Below are 18,017 nucleotides of genomic sequence, written 5' to 3' on the forward strand. Positions count from 1 at the left end.
TATACTCTTGATACTCTCTCCCGCCCACCGGAAAAATCCGCTGACCCATTATTTCCGACCGATACACTTACCACTCATTTGTCGCTATAACATATATATATTCAAGAAATGCTGGGTCAGCAGCAAAATCCGGTTGAAGTGTTAAAAATTTCCGAGAGTAAAAAAATATTAGGCACACAGTTTGGACAGTCGGAAAAGGAAGAATGGAATGTCCGTCACTCCCCAGAACTGGCTTCTGAATGCTTTGACTTTGGCATTGAACGATTCTGCTCCTGCATTTGTGGACCGGTTTATGAAGTAGTTCAGGATAGTATCATAGTGATTGCGGAAAGTCTCGGTGACTGTGCGGAACTGTCCTCCGTCCATTTCATCCACTTTGTTATACCACCGGGCAAGATTTAGCCGTGCTACATCCTTATCTACTTTCTGATTGAAAATGTCTGTCAGATCCATAGCAAGATCGTAGGCTTTTTCCAGCTCCGGGTAGAACTCAAAGATGATGTCGGCTCTCCACCGCTGTGAGTGTGTCCACTTCGAGGCGTGTTTGGTGAGGATGTATTTTGCTCTGGCAAGCAGTTGCTTGCCAGTGTCACCGTTGGCGTAGCGAAACGGGACATAAGCCACGCCTTCCTTACGACAGCGTGCCATTTCATCGTTTTCAATGTCGCGGGCCGTCCATCGCAGGGAAATGCGCAGTTCGTCGATGGCGTCATAATAGAGTTTATGGACATGGAAGCGGTCGTTGGTGACAGTTGCCTTGGGGAATGACCTCCGGGCTATGAGCATCAGGGATGATGACAGATCCAGTGTAATCTCTCTGACGGTATTGCGCTTTACAAGCGGTATCTTTTCAAGAACGGCCATGACGGCCTCGGCCTTTGTGCCGCATATGGCGGCAACCAGTGCTCCCTTGCCGCCATGAGCGTCGCGGTTGGTAACGAAAGTATAAAGCTCGCCGCAACTTAGAGATGACTCATCAATGGCGAGATTAGGACCGATATTCTGAGGATACAGAATATATTCCCCTGCATGGTCAAGCTGCTTACAGCTTCGGTAGTCACTGAACATTTCCTTGTATTGCCTTGACAGATTGGCCCCGTTTACACCATAGTGCGCCCCTATGGAACGGATGCTTTCGGGTGTTGACTCAATCCGCTTCTTTTAAAAAAGCTACGAACTCAGGGGGCAGGCGTGAGCCTTCTTCCGTCATGTCGTAGTCGTAGGTGAATATGCTTCCAGCCTCTGTATCTCGCCATTTCCTGCGCCTCACATGCAGGAAAACCGCTTTGCCGCGTATGGGGAAATCCTGTATTTTACGCTCGTCTGTAAATCCATATTCGCGGACTGTCCCTTTCTTGTAATCCTCGAGTGACATATAACCGCGCTCATCAAGCCTGTAGTCCAGTTGATTGTCGCTTTCCTTATAATCAAAAAACTCAAAATTCTCTGTTATAAATTCCGGAAATATTGTCCGTAATACTTGCCATTGTTTCATTCGGCAAAGTTCTCCCTTTTTCTCCTTTTTAACAACCGCTTTTTTACATTGACCCAGTATTTAATCCATCGGAACGGCTGACCACAAAAGAAAGAAAAGCACGCACAACCCAACTTACAATTTAAAAAACAAACAAGGCACACCGATTACACATTGCAACAAAACAAGACTGATACCAATAATTATATAACAATACATCGGATTTAAACAACAATATGCCGGACAACAGGCATCTTTTCATGTCATAATGTTGTAATTTTGCACCATAATTCCCGCATGATGCCGTTATAAACCGGCGGCAATAATGCGGAAAGGGGCTGCGATGACAATACAAACATATATATAATGGTTATGAAAAAAAGATGGATTATATTGATGACGGCCATGGCACTTACCGCCGTCACCGGCCTGTTTACAGACGAGCCTTCGTTTGAGTGCGACTTTTCCGTTATAAGTGCCGCCGATGTGGCATGGCTCATCACAGCCACCATTTTCGTCCTTATGATGACTCCCGGCCTGTCATTCTTTTACGGCGGAATGGTCGGCGCCAAGAATGTGATATCGACAATGCTCCAAAGTTTCATCGCCATGGGAGTCATATCGGTAATGTGGGTAGTGTTCGGTTTCAGCCTGTGCTTCGGCGATGACATAGGCGGCGTGATAGGAAATCCGCTGACATTCTTCATGCTCGACGGCGTAGGCGCCTCGGTATATACCACCGATACCGGCAAGACACTCGGAGGAGCAACCATCCCGCTGGCTCTCTTTGCCCTGTTCCAGATGAAGTTTGCCATTATCACCCCCTCGCTAATCACAGGCTCTTTTGCCGAGCGCGTGAGGTTCTCGGCCTACATGTTTTTCATGATGTTCTTTTTCGTGGCCATATACTGTCCGCTGGCCCACATGACATGGCATCCCGACGGACTGTTCATGCGCTGGGGCGTGGTCGATTTTGCAGGAGGAATAGTGGTACATGCCTCTTCCGGCGTGGCGGCTTTGGCAGGTGCCATATTCCTCGGACGCCGCCGCACGTCCACACGCCGCTCCACCCCGGCCAACATACCGTTTGTTCTTCTCGGCGCCGCCATGCTGTGGCTCGGGTGGTTCGGATTTAACGCCGGCTCGTCTCTCATGGCCGACGGCACCGCAATAAAGGCCTTTCTCAACACCAATACCGCATCGGCCACAGCCATGATGACGTGGATTTTCTTCGATTGCCTCCGCGGTCGCAAGCCATCGGCCATGGGGGCTGCCGTGGGATGCGTGGTAGGCCTGGTGGCCATAACGCCGTCGGCAGGTTATGTCAGCGTTGGACAGAGCATCTTCATATCGTTCGTGACCACCATAATATGCAACATCGCCGTATATTGGCGCAGCCATACACGCATAGACGACGCGCTCGACGTATTCCCCACACACGGCACCGGAGGCATTGTAGGCACCGTGCTTACAGGTATTTTCATCCGTGAGGGATTGGTATCCGGCTCATGGGAGGGAGTGGTAATATTCCTTTACCATCTGCTGGCCGTGGTGACGGTTGCCGCATATACGTTTACGATGAGCTATCTCGGATACCGGTTCATAGACAGCATGATTCCGATGCGGGTGTCGGCTGGCAGCGAACTTATAGGACTCGACATGAGCCAGCACGACGAACATTACGGCTTTGCCCGCTCCGGCGAGCGAGAGATAGCCGAATACAGCCGTGAGGAATAAACCGGCGCGCCGGAAAATGCGCAAAAGCCATGCCCGGCACCAAGATTAATGATTACGAACCGCGCCCCAAAAGTTTTCCAAAACCTTTGGGGCGCAGTTATTTCCGGACTCCAATCCATACCGTCGCGGGCTTCTCTCTTTTTCCATCCAACTGCCGCCACACAAAACACGGTTGGAGCCATACCGCCGAGCCACCTTATCTTCAATAAACCAAATCCATGGCTTTGCTTTCTCCGTCAGTTGAAGCCCTGTCGACAACACACATTGATATTTGCAAATCCATAATGCGACATATCCGCTTTAAAGTCAATTTATGCTTTCTTTTCCGTTTCTTTTTCAATTTAATATCGTAACTTTGCGGACGACAAACAAAACAGTTTGAAAGCAAAAATAGTAAAAGACGAGTAATACATAATTATAATGGCAAACAAACTAAGAACCGAATCACTCTGCATACGCGGAGGATGGAAACCGAAAAACGGGGAAGTTCTTAGATTACAACCGGCGAATAAAACACGTTCAAAGGTGCCCACAGGACACCTTTAAACATAAAAAAGCGAAAAGCGGCATGGAAAATTTATACAAGCTGTACGACAAATGGATGAGCATCCGGCCACTCAGTGAGCGAAAGCAATATCTGCTAAGCCAACGGTTTACCGTGGAATATAACTTCAACAGCAACCATATAGAAGGCAACACGCTTACATACGGGCAGACAGAGTTGCTGCTGCTATTCGGAAAGGTTAGCGGCGAAGGCGACTTAAAAGACTTCATTGATATGAAAGCGAGCCAAGTGGGATTGAAAATGACGACAGAGGAAGCCGAAGAAAAACGTTTTCCGCTGACACAGAACTTCATACGACAGTTGCACAAAACACTGCTCAGGGAGGACTATACGGTATATCGACAGTTGCCGGACGGCAGGCAAACAAGCTACACGATACATGCGGGGACATACAAGACACGTCCGAACAGCGTAATCACACGGTACGGCGACAAGTTCGACTACGCCACACCGGAAGAGACGCCCGCCCTGATGACCGACCTCATAGACTGGTACAACGAAGCCGAGACCGCAGGTGATTTATCACCCGTAGAACTCGCCGCACTGTTTCACTACCGATATATCCGCATTCATCCGTTTGAAGACGGTAACGGACGTATTGCCAGACTGTTGGTAAACTACATTCTTTCTCGGCACGGATGGCCTATGATTGTGGTCCGCAACCGTAACAAGAACGAATATATAGAAGCCCTACACAAATCCGATGTCGAAACAGGACCTACCCCGTCGGCAGGCGCACACGCCACACTGGAACAAATACGCCACTTCATGAAGTATTTCAAGGCACTTGTTGCCCAAGAAATGCAATACAACATTAATTTCGCATCTGAACAATCACCAAATGTATGGTGGTATGACGGCCAACGCATAGTATTCAGGAGCAAAACGACCGCTATTTTGCTCAAAGCCATGCAGCAACGGCCTGACATCACGATAGACACCCTCAGTAAAGAAGCGGGAATAGTGCCCACTGCCGTGAAAAAGCAACTGCGCCAAATGACAAATAAAGGTTACATCCAAAGGCAAGGAGAAGACGGGGACTGGTATGTGTTTGCCACCTCTTCTATTTAATATCCTATATAATAAAGATGTAAGGCAACAACTGTTGAGAGGCAAACGAGACTATTTGAAAAATAAAAAAGGTAGAAAACGAGTAATACATAATTATATATGGCAAACAAACTAAGAACCGAATCGCTCTGCATACGCGGAGGATGGAAACCGAAAAATGGGGAGCCGGTGGAGCTGCCCATAGTGCAAAGCACCACATTCAAGTATGACAACAGCGAAGAGATGGCGATGCTCTTCGACCTGAAAAAAGAGGGATATTTCTACACACGGCTGCAAAACCCGACAAACGATGCCGTGGCAGCAAAGATTGCGGCTCTCGAAGGCGGAGTCGGGGCGATGCTGACATCGAGCGGACAGGCGGCAAACTTCTACGCAGTGTTCAATATATGCGAGGCCGGCGACCACATTGTGGCATCGACCGAGATATACGGCGGAACATACAACCTGTTCGGAGTGACGATGAAGAAACTCGGAATAGACTGCACTTTCGTGAGCCAGGAAGCGAGCGAAGAGGATATTGAGGCTTCGTTCCGGCCGAACACGAAACTGCTTTTCGGGGAGACCATATCAAATCCGGGATGCAAAGTGCTCGACATTGAGAAATTCGCACGCATAGCCCACCGAAAAGGCGTGCCGCTCATGATAGACAACACTTTCGCCACACCGATAAACTGCCGTCCGTTTGAATGGGGAGCCGACATCGTGACACACTCTACTACAAAATACATGGACGGGCACGCCACGCAAGTAGGCGGCTGCGTGGTAGACAGCGGCAATTTCCAATGGGATGATTACGCGGAAAAATATCCCGGACTGACCTCTCCCGACGAGTCTTATCACGGACTGACATATACCAAAGCATTCGGGAAAATGGCGTATATGACCAAGCTTGTGGCCCAACTGATGCGCGACTTAGGCTCAATTCCCGCACCGCAGAACTCATTCCTGCTAAACCTCGGTCTCGAAACGCTGCACCTGCGGGTGGAACGGCACTGCCAAAACGCACAGCGGGTGGCCGAATTTCTTGGCAACGATCCGCGCGTGGCATGGATAGACTACCCCGGACTGAAAGATGACAAATGCCACGACCTTGCCATAAAATACCTGCCGAAAGGCAGCTGCGGCGTAATGGCATTCGGCCTGAAAGGCAACCGCGATACGGCTATAAAGTTCATGGACTCACTTGAAATGGTGAACATAGCCACCCATGTGGCCGACTCGCGTACTTGTGTGCTGCACCCGGCAAGCCACACCCACCGCCAACTGAGCGAAGAGCAACTGAAAGAAGCAGGCATTGCCCCTGACCTGATACGGCTGTCTGTGGGAATAGAGAATGTCGATGACATCCTCGATGATATCAGGCAGGCTCTTGACAAAGCTCTCTGAGCTATCATGGTAACACAAAAAAACTTACCGGACGGTTGTTCCGGTAAGCAGACAAAAAACATAGTAAAAGAGGCGGAGCCGACGCTCCGCCTCTTTTACTACCTAATCTTGTCAAATCCCTCACCGAACACACCCTGGCAGAACGACTGCGAAACAAGAGCATAAGGGTCTATGGCCTTAATCCAGTTGAAAACATCCTGCGACTCATACTTTCGGGCAAGTACAATGAGCAGTTTCACATCGCTCTTGGAATACCAGCCCTTGCCTTCTATCATGGTAACACCGCGACGGACTTTCGTGTTTATCGTGTCGGCTATCTTCTCGTATTCTTTCGATATTATTATAAACTGCACCGTCTGGCGGGAACCGTTGATAACATAATCACACACGAAACTGGCCACCAGGGTGAAAGCCACACCGTATACAATTGTCTCAACACTGTGGAACAGGACATAGGAAGAGCAAATGATACTTATATCTATGAACTGCATGGCACGTCCGAAACTCATACGGAAATACTTGTTAAGCAACGCTATGATAATATCCGTGCCACCGGTAGAACCGTTATGAGAGAACACCAGGCCAAGGCCGGCACCGCTCATGGCACCGCCGATAAGGACATGCATGAACTTATCCTCACCCGCCGTTATTATGGGGTTGGCAGAAAAAAAAGGCTGCAAAACACCGATAATCACAGACATTATCGTGACACCTATTATGGTACGCACCGTAAACTGACGTGTCAACGCACGGAAAGCGATCAAAAGCATCGTCACATTGAGAACCCATATGGATATGGCAGGGGGGAAGCCGAAGGCATAGAACAGCAACGCCGAAATACCCGACACTCCTCCCATGACAACCTGCTCGGGAAGGATGAAAGCCGTATATCCCACGCCATAAAGCAATATACCAAAACTGATGAAAAAAAGGTCTTTCTGTGCCTGACGCACATTCTTTAATATATGTTTGTCTGTTGTGCCACTCATGATAATCACATTTTATTATATTAGTAAAAACACCTTTATTATATTAATAACAAAATCCCTGCCTCTCAATGAAAACGCAAGTATGACAACCCGAAAAACAGTCCCGGATTGCCGTTGCAAAGATATATCAAATTATTGATAACAATCTATGTTTTTGCCATTTTTTACTATTTTACAAACACGTAGGCGCAAAAGGGTAAAACGGGTATCAGCATTTAACAATTTGTAACCTTACGGATATTTTTTCTTTGCTTTACTTTTGCCGTATGAGAGATTTTCACTATTTTTGTAGTGTACAAATAACATAAATGACAAAGAGTTTTTCAAACCTTTAAAAAATACATTACTATGGAAGTGGAAAAAATAATGCAAGCCCTGGAACAGAAACATCCGGGCGAGGCCGAATACCTGCAAGCCGTCAAAGAGGTGCTCGAATCCGTAAAGGACGTATACAACCAACATCCGGAATTCGAGAAAGCGAAACTGATAGAACGCATCGTGGAACCGGAACGTGTGATAACTTTCCGTGTACCATGGGTAGACGACAAAGGAGAAGTACACGTGAACATCGGCTATCGTGTACAGTTCAACAGTGCCATAGGCCCATACAAAGGAGGTCTCAGATTTCACCCGTCTGTAAATCTTTCCATTCTTAAATTCCTCGGATTCGAACAGACATTCAAAAACGCCCTGACCACTCTTCCTATGGGAGGAGGCAAAGGTGGCTCCGACTTTTCCATCAGAGGCCGTTCGGACAACGAAGTGATGCGTTTCTGCCAGTCTTTTATGACAGAGCTTTACCGTGTCATCGGACCAGACGAGGATATTCCGGCTGGCGACATCGGTGTGGGAGCACGTGAAATAGGCTATCTGTTCGGAATGTACAAGAAGCTCACTCACGAATGGAGCGGCATGATGACAGGAAAGGGGCTCGAATGGGGCGGCTCGCGAATACGTCCCGAGGCCACAGGATACGGAGCGTTGTATTTCGTAAACAAGATGCTGCACACACACGGACACGACATTAAAGGCAAGACTGTCGCTATCAGCGGATTCGGAAACGTGGCATGGGGCGCAGCCAAGAAAGCCACCGAACTGGGAGCGAAAGTAATAACGATATCGGGACCCGACGGTTACATTTACGACCCGGCAGGACTCGATGACGAGAAAATAGAATACATGCTTGAACTGCGTGCCAGCGGAAACGACGTATGCCAACCGTATGCCGATGAGTTCCCCGAGGCCACATTCGTTGCAGGAAAAAAGCCGTGGGAGGTGAAGTGTGACATCGCATTGCCTTGCGCCACACAGAACGAGCTTAACGGTGACGATGCCGACATGCTTCTGACAAACAAGCCGCTGTGTGTAGCGGAAGTATCCAACATGGGTTGCACGGCAGAAGCGGCAGAGAAATTCATAGCTGCGAAAACGCTCTTCGCTCCCGGTAAGGCCGTAAATGCCGGCGGAGTCGCCACGTCAGGACTGGAAATGACACAAAATGCCATAAGACTGAGTTGGAGCGATGCCGAGGTCGACGAAAAACTGCACGGCATCATGCACAATATACACGAGCAATGCGTGAAATACGGAAAGCAGCCTGACGGATACATAGACTACGTAAAGGGAGCAAACATTGCCGGATTTATGAAAGTAGCCAATGCCATGATGGCACAAGGAATAGTATAAAACCAAAACCGTGAACGTGAACCACATAAGAAAAACGTTAATATTAGCAATATCCCTATTATGCCTTACTCCTCTGCGGGCACAAAACCCGCAGAAGGGTAAGGCTTCATATTATTCCAAAAGAGCCACGGGAGCGAGAACGAGCAGCGGCGAAAGACTGCACCATGACAGTCTGACCTGCGCACACCGCACCCACCCTTTCGGCACAAGATTAAAAGTAACAAACCCGGCCAACGGGAAATCGGTCATCGTAAGAGTGACAGACAGGGGGCCATTCGGACGCGGACGCATAATAGACCTATCATGGCGGGCGGCAAAAGAGCTCGGAATACTCGTCCAAGGTGTGGCAATGGTATCGGTGGCACCTGTGAATACCACAATAGTCCCGTTCAGGCCGAACGAGAACATCGAACTGCCCGAACTCGATTTCAGCAACAACAACTTCACGGATTGCATCAGGCCGGAATGGTACGAGATGAAAAAAACTATCAAAGAACGCAATCACACAATACCGAAAAAACGGAACATCCAACCCGCCAAGCCACAAATACAGAAAAAAACACAGGGAAAAGCGGAAAAAGCGAACAAAACAAATACCAACCAGGAAAAAGAAATAGACGAACTTAATACCAAACAGAACAACTCGAGAGTATATTCCAAAAGAAATAAAGGAATGCACGGGAACAAAAAACATTAGCTACTGACAAACTGTCAGCATATAAAGTGCGGGCATGTTTTTTGTCTCTTTTCTTACGACCCGGGATAATCAATAACACAACAAAAGAAAGGAGACAAAGACATGACATTGGAAAAATTTACCATTAAAGCACAAGAAGCCGTACAAGAAGCGGTCAACACCGCACAACGCACAGGACAGCAAAGTATAGAACCGGTGCATATACTGTACGGAATCATATCGAAAGGCAAAGACGTCAGCAACTTCATATTTCAAAAGCTCGGCGTAAATGCCGCACAAATAGAAAACTTAGTAAACAATGAGATACAGCACCTGCCCCGTATCCAGGGTGGCGGACAGCCGTATCTAAGCAACGAATCGAACAATGTGCTGCTCAAGTCGCAGGACATAGCCAAAAGCATGGGCGACGAGTTTGTGTCGGTGGAACCGATAATGCAAGCCCTATTGGCCGTAAACTCTACGGCATCCAGAATACTGAAAGATGCCGGAATGACCGAAAAAGACATGCAAGCGGCCATCAATGAACTGCGGCAAGGCCAGAAGGTGCAGTCGCAAAGCGCTGATGACAACTATCAAAGCCTGTCCAAATACGCGAAAAACATCGTGGAACAGGCTCGTGCAGGCAAGCTCGACCCAGTCATCGGACGTGACGACGAAATTCGCCGAGTGCTCCAAATACTATCCCGCCGCACCAAGAACAACCCCATACTAATAGGCGAGCCGGGTACGGGCAAGACCGCGATAGTAGAGGGGCTGGCCGAACGTATCGTGCGTGGTGATGTTCCCGAGAACCTCAAGGAGAAGCAACTGTACTCCCTCGACATGGGAGCACTCGTGGCAGGAGCGAAATACAAAGGTGAGTTTGAAGAGCGGCTGAAAGCCGTCATCAACGAGGTCACAAAGGCGGAAGGCCGCATTATACTGTTCATCGACGAGATACACACACTCGTTGGCGCGGGAGGCGGCGAGGGAGCGATGGACGCCGCCAACATCCTCAAACCGGCATTGGCACGAGGCGAGCTGCGTGCCATAGGCGCAACAACGCTCAACGAGTATCAAAAGTATTTTGAGAAAGACAAGGCACTGGAGCGTCGTTTCCAGACGGTTCTTGTGGAAGAACCGGACGAACTGAGCGCGATAAGCATCCTCAGGGGACTGAAAGAGCGGTACGAGAACCACCATAAAGTGCGCATCCAGGACGACGCATGCATTGCGGCTGTACGTCTTTCGGAACGATACATCAGCGACCGCTTCCTGCCGGACAAAGCGATAGACCTAATGGACGAGGCCGCGGCCAAGTTAAGGATGGAGCGTGACTCCGTGCCTGAGGAACTTGACGAAATCACAAGAAGGCTGAAACAGATGGAAATAGAGCGCGAATCGCTGAAAAGAGAAACGGAGCATGCCGGCAGCGGGGATAAGATGAAGCAGCTTGAAAAGGACATCGCCGACCTGCACGACCAGGAAAAGCAGTTCAAGGCAAAGTGGGAAAGCGAGCGGGCGCTCGTCAACAAAATCCAACAGCACAAGCAAGAGATGGAGCAACTGCGCTTCGAGGCTGAGCGGGCCGAACGCGAAGGAAACTACGGACGAGTGGCCGAAATAAGATACGGCAAGCTAAAAGAACTTGAAAACGACATCGACAGGATACAGAGCCAACTTATAAACGCCCAAGGTGCCGAAGCGATGGTAAGGGAAGAAGTGACTGCCGACGACATCGCCGAAGTTGTAAGCCGCTGGACAGGGATACCGGTCACACGGATGATGCAGAGCGAGCGGGAGAAACTGCTGCACCTCGAAGAGGAACTTCACCGCAGGGTTATAGGACAGGAAGAGGCCATCAGGGCGGTAAGCGATGCCGTGAGACGCAGCCGTGCCGGTCTGCAAGATCCCAAACGTCCAATCGCCTCGTTCATATTCCTCGGAACGACAGGCGTAGGGAAAACAGAACTTGCCAAAGCATTGGCCGAATATCTGTTCAACGACGAAACGATGATGACCCGCATAGACATGAGCGAATATCAGGAAAAGTTCAGCGTCAGCCGGTTGATCGGAGCGCCTCCGGGATATGTAGGATACGACGAGGGCGGCCAACTGACAGAAGCAGTGCGGCGCAAACCATACTCGGTGGTACTGTTCGATGAAATAGAGAAGGCTCACCCGGATGTTTTCAACATACTGCTGCAAGTGCTTGACGACGGTCGTCTGACTGACAATAAGGGCAGAACGGTTAACTTCAAAAACACCATCATCATAATGACGAGCAATCTCGGCAGCCAGACGATAAGGGAAGATATCGAGAAAAACGGAGGAACGATGAGCGACAGCCAGACCGACGCGCTCAAAGCCAGACTGTTCAACATGCTGAAACAGACGATAAGGCCGGAGTTTCTCAACCGAATAGATGACACAATCATGTTCCTGCCGCTCACACAAAATGAGATCGCCGATGTAGTGAGACTGCAAATGAACGGTGTCAGCAGGATGCTCGCCGCACAGGGACTTGTCCTCAAAGTGACCGAGAGTGCTATAGATGCCGTGGCAGAAGCCGGTTTTGACCCGGAATTCGGTGCCCGTCCGGTAAAACGAGCCATCCAGAACCTCGTGCTGAACGACCTGTCGAAGAAAATCCTCTCAGGAGACGTGAACAAAGACAAACCTATCATAATAGATTCATTCGGAGAAGGGCTTGTGTTCAGGAACTAAGAAGCAATCTTTAATGTTATCAGAAAAAACATTATTGGCTTCCTCCAAACACTCAGCGATCTCCAATTACGGATCTGATCCGTAAACAATAAAAAATCGCTTGGACGCAAATGCGTGTCCAAGCGATTTTTATTTTAACGTCAGTCCGATTATTTACTTGAAGTATAACACCCCCAATTACAAACCGACGAAATAAAGGGCTATACAATTTTTCAGCAGGGCCACATTCATTTTTTCAACGGAAGAGTGAACACAAAGCGTGCTCCATTCCTGTATTCAGGATCCACAAATATCCTGCCACCCATCTTCTCTATGATTGTCTGACAGATAGACAGCCCCAATCCAGTGCCTTGCTTAAACTCATCCAGTTTCTCAAAACGACGGAACACAAGTTTCTGCTTTTCAAGCGGAATACCAATTCCCGTATCGGTAACCGAGAAGACGATCTCACTCTTTTCCTTTTGCAATTCCAGAGTTACAGTGCCCTCGTCCGTAAACTTTATCGCGTTATTGAGCAAATTGATGATAACCTGCTGCAAATAGCGCACGTCTATCATATACCACAGCTCATCGTAAGACGTTATGAAACGTAGTTTTACGCCATTCTTCAAATTACTCTGTGTCTCTGTCTGTATCAGAGAACGAGCCAGGCCGACGAGTTCCACACGCTCTGGATTAAGCTGTACCCTGTTAGACTCTATGCGTGAGAAGTCAAGAACGTCGTTTATCAATTTAAGAAGTAGTTGCGTATTCTGGGCGATAAGTCCGGAAATATTGTTAATCTCGTCTTCAGGCAATTCCTTGTAACTTGTCACTATAAGCTCCGAAAATCCCACAATGGCATTGAGTGGGGTTCTTATCTCATGACTCATATTTGCCAGGAATTTCGATTTAAGCATGTCCGCCTCCTCGGCTTTATCCTTTGCTTCCACGAGCTGTGCGTTCACCTGTTTCAAACGTTCGAGATTGCGACGTCGCGTATTGGTATATAACACGAGGAAAACTATTATTATCACCAATATCACCGTTACCGAGAAGAACAACATGAACTCCAGCGGGTTCGACTCGTAGAGAGACAACGGTTTGTTTATTATTTCAGAACCGGCAGGAAGCCGCCTCTTGTCTATACGCCACTTGCCAAGCAGATCGTAATCGAATGAATAATGGTTTTCCACCAGTTCTATCTTCTGTGGCTCACCGGTAGCCAGCCACCTGCTGACCATCTTCCCTATCCGCTCTCCCTGCGAGCCGTAGCGAGGTATATATCCTCCCATGCTAACATCACCGATACCCGTGGTGGAAATGGATATTCCGGGAATACCGCTGTTATACCCAAGCAGTTTCTTGGTGGTGCTTATAACGAAATAGTTTCCCGTCGCGTCTATGCGCCAGGAGGAAAACATAGCAATATCCTTCGCCGGGTTCATTTTACTGTAAATATTTCCGGCATTCTCGAACGTACACGAGCGACCGTCCACAATTCTGAAATCCGGCTTTCTTGCATTTACGCCGGTCTTTATCCAGTCTTCCACAAGCCCCAACAGATTTAATCCACCGAATGTATTGTCCACAAAAAAGAACATACGCTCCATCCTTGGAAACAGGTTTTGTGCCAACTTCACATTCTTGCCAATGTCATAATGATATGCCACAGCGCCCATCAGCCTGCACTCATCCATATCCGTAGTCAAAGAACGCATCTTCGGCTGCCACGTCTTTATGTCCACAGGCTCGTCCATTATCTCGACAATCTTATCGTTCACAAGCATCGCAAAGCACGGAACGGTTTTCACGAAATCGTCATTTATAGACAGGTAAGACGCCAAAGCCTCATTACCGAGAATCAAGACCAACTGCGGTTTACGATCCACGTATTTCCCTATTATCTCTTTCATGCGCCCCTGCCACTCGTTAAGCTCGCTAAGCGAACGGCAATTCATGTTCTCCACGACAAACTCCAAGTCAGGATGTCCACCATTCACCTCATGATAAAAATCATTAAGGTTCATCTGATATTTGTTCAACTCAACCTGAAAGGAAGTTATGATCAGGGCATATTTGCCGTTCTCGGCATACGATACCGCATGCACGACAAACACCAAAAACATTATGGCAAATAATCTGTAACGCATAAACAATGATCCGTTGATAGTATAACTCTTAAAATAACCGATGTTTTGTTTTTATGAATCAGCATGCGCAAAAGTACATCTTTTTGTTCATTCCGGATAATTAAATATGACAAAAGATATTAATCCATTACTGAATTTTAACAAAATTAATGCTTTGGATTTAATAATATCCGTATCTTTGTACCTGTTTTCGGTTTTTATTTAATTTTTTATTTTATGACAGCAACAAAGGTGAAAACCATAATGGCGGTAATCATGCTTTTGATTACTTCCGCAATCAAAGCCCAGGTCACCTCCTCGTCTATCAACGGTAAAATCACCGACGAGAAAAACGAAACAGTCATCGGCGCAGTGATCAAGGCTGTGCACGAGCCGTCGGGAACGACGTACAAGACTGTGACAGACAGGAACGGACGCTATTCCGTAACGGGGATGAAAGCCGGCGGCCCTTATAAAGTGGAGATTTCATATATCGGCTACCGCACTGCCGTCGTGAAAGGCATCACCTTGAAACTGGCAGACAACCAGACGCTTAACACATCGTTGCAGGAATCGGCCGAATTGCTCAACGAAGTGGTGGTGACGGCAGACAAAAGCATGAGAAGCAGCCGTTCGGGCGCGGTGACAAACGTGAACATCGAGCAGATTGCCGCCGTGCCTACAGTCAGCCGGAGCATGACAGACCTGATGCGACTGACACCGCAAGGCTCGGGCACCACAAACGGCTTTGCCATCGGCGGAGGCAATTACCGGCAGTCGAACGTGACTGTCGACGGAGCGCAGTTCAACAATACGTTCGGTCTCGGCTCAAACGTTCTGCCCGGCGGAGGAAGCCCCATTTCTATAGACGCACTCGAGCAAGTAACCGTTTCCATCACCCCCTACGACGTGCGGCAGAGCGGATTTACCGGCGGAGCCATCAACGCCGTGACACGCAGCGGTACAAACAAGTTTAAAGGCTCGGCATACACATACCTCACGAGCAACGACCTTGCAGGCAAAAAAGTAGGCGACTACGACAAGATGGCACTTGAAGACGCGCACGCAAACACATACGGGTTTACTCTCGGAGGCCCCATAATAAAAGACAAGCTCTTTTTCTTCGTCAACGGTGAGTATGAAGACAAGGTGACTGCCGGCCCATCGGCCGTGGCCAATGGCGGAGTAAACGGAAAATTCGACAATACCAACCGCCGACCGGTGCTCTCCGACCTCGAATCGCTGACCCGATACATGCAAAACACGTATGGATTTACCACCGGACCATGGCAGGGATATAACGCCAAGTCGCCGTCGTACCGTATCCTGGCACGCCTCGACTGGAACATAAACAACGACCACAAGTTCAACATCCGCTTCACGAAATCAAACCGTAAAGCAAACTCAGGCGCCTCAAACTCACGCAATATAGGCACAAACCAGCAAAATAACATATACAACGGCAGCAACTCTGCATACGGCAGCAACTCTGCTTACGGAATGAGCGCACTGTCTACACGCTACTACAGCGAGTACCGCTTCACGTCGCTGGCAGCCGAGCTGAACAGCCGTGTCGGCAACTGGAACAACACGCTCCGAGGCACATACTCTTTCCAAGACCAGCCGAGAAGCAACGAATACGGTGACCAGCCGACCGTGGAGATTGTCATGGACGACGGACAAGGCCACTTCCCCACATGGGCATTCATGGGTAACGACGTGTTCACGGCCGGCAACCTCTCACAGACCAAAAACTTCGTGCTCACCGACGAACTGAGCACCACCATCGGCAGGCATCACCTTTTCGCCGGATTGCAGTATGAATACAACAGGGCCGTGAACGGATACGCACAGGCCGCATCGGGATATTACGCATACGAGGCTACAAAGGAGCAGATCGACAACAGAGACTGGGCATCGGTGTTCGCCGCCACACCCCGCCTGTTCGCCATCACATACGGCAACAATCCCGGCCACTCCATGTTCGAGGCACAGATGTCTACCCATCAGTATGCCCTCTACCTGCAAGACAACATGGACCTGACCGACAACCTGAAACTGTCTCTCGGACTGCGCTTCGAACTGCCTCACTACCCCTCTTTGTCAGACAATTTCAACCAAGAATACTACGACCTCGCTTTCGGCAGCGAGCATTACCGCACGGACAACGTGCCGGGCAACAGTATCAGCGTATCGCCGAGAGTGGGATTCAACTGGGATGTCACCGGCGAGCGCAAGTACATTCTCCGTGGCGGTACGGGCATCTTCGTGGGCCGTATGCCGTTCGTATGGCTCGTGTCGGCTGTCGGCAACTCGGGAATGGGACAGACCACATACACCAGCGTGGCAGGAAACATTGCGTATCCGAAGTTCACAATGAACACCGGTGACATGCTCACACAGATAGGAGCCACGAGCAAGACAAGCGTTCCGGGCGGCCCCACCATCCTTGGCGACGATCTGCGGATGCCGAAGACATGGAAGATGTCGCTTGCGTTCGACGCAAAACTGCCATACGATATAGACTTCACGCTCGAAGGTATATACAATCGAGACCTCAACCCGTGCGTCGTGACCAACAAGAACGTGTACTGGGACGGCAAGTCTACCATATGGCTTGCCCCATTCGACGAACGCAAATACATGAGTACATACGGCAGAAACCAGGCTTACGTAATAGAGAACGCAGGCAAAAAAGCATACTACTGGTCGCTGACGGCACAACTCCACAAAAAGTTTGCTTTCGGTTTCGACATCTCGGCGGCCTACACGCACTCGCACGCAAAGAGTTACAGCGAGGGCATCGGAGACCAGGTTTCGTCGGCATACACCAACTACCGCAACTCGATAAACGCCGTGAACGACCACGAGACGGGCTACGCCACATACGTGGCACCCAACCGCGTGCTCATCTCCGCAAGCTACAAACTGAAAGAGGGACGCAATGCCGCCTCCACATTCAGCCTCATCTACGACGGTTCAGAGAACGGATACATGGGCAACTACTCTTACTCCAGATATTCATACATATTCAACGGCAACGTGACGAACGATCCCTCGGCACCAGGCAACCTCATCCGAATACCCGCCTCGCGCGAGGAACTGAACGACTGGAACTTCGCCGACAACGGACAGTATACCGACGCGGCTGGCAACAGGCAGACATACACGGCCGACATGCAGCGCGACGACTTCTGGGCATACATCAACCAGGATGACTATCTGAAAGACCGCAAAGGACAATATGCCGAGCGCGGCGGAGCGAAAATGCCGTGGCACCACCAGCTCGACTTCAAGTTCAAGCAGGATTTCAACCTAATGGTCGGCGGAAGGAAGCACACACTGCAACTCGGTTGCGACATATCCAACGTACTCAACATGCTCAACAGCGACTGGGGAACATACAAACAGATTATCGGAAACAACCTGCTGTCTTACCGTGCTGGCAACGGCAAGAACGGAAGCAACGGTTCGTTCACATACAACATGATGAACGGCGCACGCCATCTGACAACATATCAGAAATACAACAGCGTGGCATCTACATACAAGGTGATGTTCAGCATAAGGTACATATTCGACTAACACATCGGAC

Annotated in this window: 11 protein-coding genes; 7 read left to right on the forward strand and 4 right to left on the reverse strand. The window is 49.1% G+C overall.

Annotation, left to right across the window (positions count from 1 at the left end; all coding sequences use genetic code 11):
• Positions 1-168 precede the first annotated feature (168 nt).
• Both MoGM_RS11550 and MoGM_RS11555 read right to left on the reverse strand, forming a co-directional pair.
• The gene (locus MoGM_RS11550) at positions 169-1,068 is read right to left on the reverse strand and encodes a transposase (protein WP_104370203.1); all 900 of its coding nucleotides are present in this window, start codon (positions 1,066-1,068) and stop codon (positions 169-171) included.
• A gap of 79 nt (positions 1,069-1,147) precedes the next feature.
• A complete protein-coding gene (locus tag MoGM_RS11555; protein WP_104370204.1) occupies positions 1,148-1,495 on the reverse strand; it encodes a transposase family protein in 348 nt (115 codons plus the stop codon).
• A gap of 351 nt (positions 1,496-1,846) precedes the next feature.
• Here MoGM_RS11555 and MoGM_RS11560 point away from each other — a divergent pair, with 351 nt between their 5' ends.
• From MoGM_RS11560 to MoGM_RS11570, 3 genes are all read left to right on the forward strand, one after another.
• Entirely contained in the window at positions 1,847-3,211 is a 1,365-nt protein-coding gene (locus MoGM_RS11560) for an ammonium transporter (RefSeq protein ID WP_104370205.1), read from the forward strand.
• A 568-nt stretch (positions 3,212-3,779) separates the two neighbouring features.
• Complete coding sequence (locus MoGM_RS11565; RefSeq protein ID WP_104370206.1) at positions 3,780-4,847, forward strand: Fic family protein; 1,068 nt, start codon at positions 3,780-3,782, stop codon at positions 4,845-4,847.
• A 99-nt stretch (positions 4,848-4,946) separates the two neighbouring features.
• Positions 4,947-6,233, forward strand: coding sequence for an O-acetylhomoserine aminocarboxypropyltransferase/cysteine synthase family protein (locus MoGM_RS11570; protein ID WP_104370207.1), 1,287 nt, complete (start codon positions 4,947-4,949; stop codon positions 6,231-6,233).
• A gap of 98 nt (positions 6,234-6,331) precedes the next feature.
• On the opposite strand, the gene MoGM_RS11575 is transcribed toward MoGM_RS11570, so the two are convergent.
• Positions 6,332-7,222 (reverse strand): YitT family protein, encoded by an 891-nt coding sequence (locus tag MoGM_RS11575; RefSeq protein WP_104370208.1) that lies wholly within the window; start codon positions 7,220-7,222, stop codon positions 6,332-6,334.
• 348 nt (positions 7,223-7,570) lie between these two features.
• Here MoGM_RS11575 and gdhA point away from each other — a divergent pair, with 348 nt between their 5' ends.
• The 3 genes from gdhA to clpB all read left to right on the forward strand — a co-directional run bounded on the left by gdhA (position 7,571) and on the right by clpB (position 12,311).
• Positions 7,571-8,908, forward strand: a complete 1,338-nt coding sequence (gene gdhA / locus MoGM_RS11580; RefSeq protein ID WP_104370209.1) for an NADP-specific glutamate dehydrogenase — start codon at positions 7,571-7,573, stop codon at positions 8,906-8,908.
• A gap of 16 nt (positions 8,909-8,924) precedes the next feature.
• The gene (locus tag MoGM_RS11585; RefSeq protein ID WP_104370250.1) at positions 8,925-9,605 is read left to right on the forward strand and encodes a septal ring lytic transglycosylase RlpA family protein; all 681 of its coding nucleotides are present in this window, start codon (positions 8,925-8,927) and stop codon (positions 9,603-9,605) included.
• A 102-nt stretch (positions 9,606-9,707) separates the two neighbouring features.
• The gene (gene clpB, locus MoGM_RS11590) at positions 9,708-12,311 is read left to right on the forward strand and encodes an ATP-dependent chaperone ClpB (protein WP_104370210.1); all 2,604 of its coding nucleotides are present in this window, start codon (positions 9,708-9,710) and stop codon (positions 12,309-12,311) included.
• A 227-nt stretch (positions 12,312-12,538) separates the two neighbouring features.
• Here clpB and MoGM_RS11595 read toward each other — a convergent pair whose 3' ends face one another.
• Positions 12,539-14,443: a HAMP domain-containing sensor histidine kinase gene (locus MoGM_RS11595; protein ID WP_104370211.1), complete on the reverse strand. Its 1,905-nt coding sequence runs from the start codon at positions 14,441-14,443 to the stop codon at positions 12,539-12,541.
• A 216-nt stretch (positions 14,444-14,659) separates the two neighbouring features.
• On the opposite strand from MoGM_RS11595, the gene MoGM_RS11600 reads away from it, so the two are divergent.
• A complete protein-coding gene (locus MoGM_RS11600) occupies positions 14,660-18,007 on the forward strand; it encodes a TonB-dependent receptor (protein ID WP_233210285.1) in 3,348 nt (1,115 codons plus the stop codon).
• Positions 18,008-18,017 lie beyond the last annotated feature (10 nt).

This window comes from Prevotella sp. MGM1 (assembly GCF_002933775.1).
In the GTDB taxonomy this organism is placed as follows: domain Bacteria; phylum Bacteroidota; class Bacteroidia; order Bacteroidales; family Bacteroidaceae; genus Prevotella.

Bases quoted from the DNA above. Each gene is read 5' to 3' on its own strand.
- MoGM_RS11600 (WP_233210285.1), top strand. From the start codon at position 14,660: ATGACAGCAACAAAGGTGAAAACCATAATGGCGGTAATCATGCTTTTG.
- MoGM_RS11560 (WP_104370205.1), top strand. From the start codon at position 1,847: ATGAAAAAAAGATGGATTATATTGATGACGGCCATGGCACTTACCGCC.
- MoGM_RS11595 (WP_104370211.1), bottom strand. From the start codon at position 14,443: ATGCGTTACAGATTATTTGCCATAATGTTTTTGGTGTTTGTCGTGCAT.
- MoGM_RS11565 (WP_104370206.1), top strand. From the start codon at position 3,780: ATGGAAAATTTATACAAGCTGTACGACAAATGGATGAGCATCCGGCCA.
- MoGM_RS11550 (WP_104370203.1), bottom strand. From the start codon at position 1,068: ATGTTCAGTGACTACCGAAGCTGTAAGCAGCTTGACCATGCAGGGGAA.
- MoGM_RS11570 (WP_104370207.1), top strand. From the start codon at position 4,947: ATGGCAAACAAACTAAGAACCGAATCGCTCTGCATACGCGGAGGATGG.
- MoGM_RS11555 (WP_104370204.1), bottom strand. From the start codon at position 1,495: ATGAAACAATGGCAAGTATTACGGACAATATTTCCGGAATTTATAACA.
- clpB (WP_104370210.1), top strand. From the start codon at position 9,708: ATGACATTGGAAAAATTTACCATTAAAGCACAAGAAGCCGTACAAGAA.
- MoGM_RS11575 (WP_104370208.1), bottom strand. From the start codon at position 7,222: ATGAGTGGCACAACAGACAAACATATATTAAAGAATGTGCGTCAGGCA.
- gdhA (WP_104370209.1), top strand. From the start codon at position 7,571: ATGGAAGTGGAAAAAATAATGCAAGCCCTGGAACAGAAACATCCGGGC.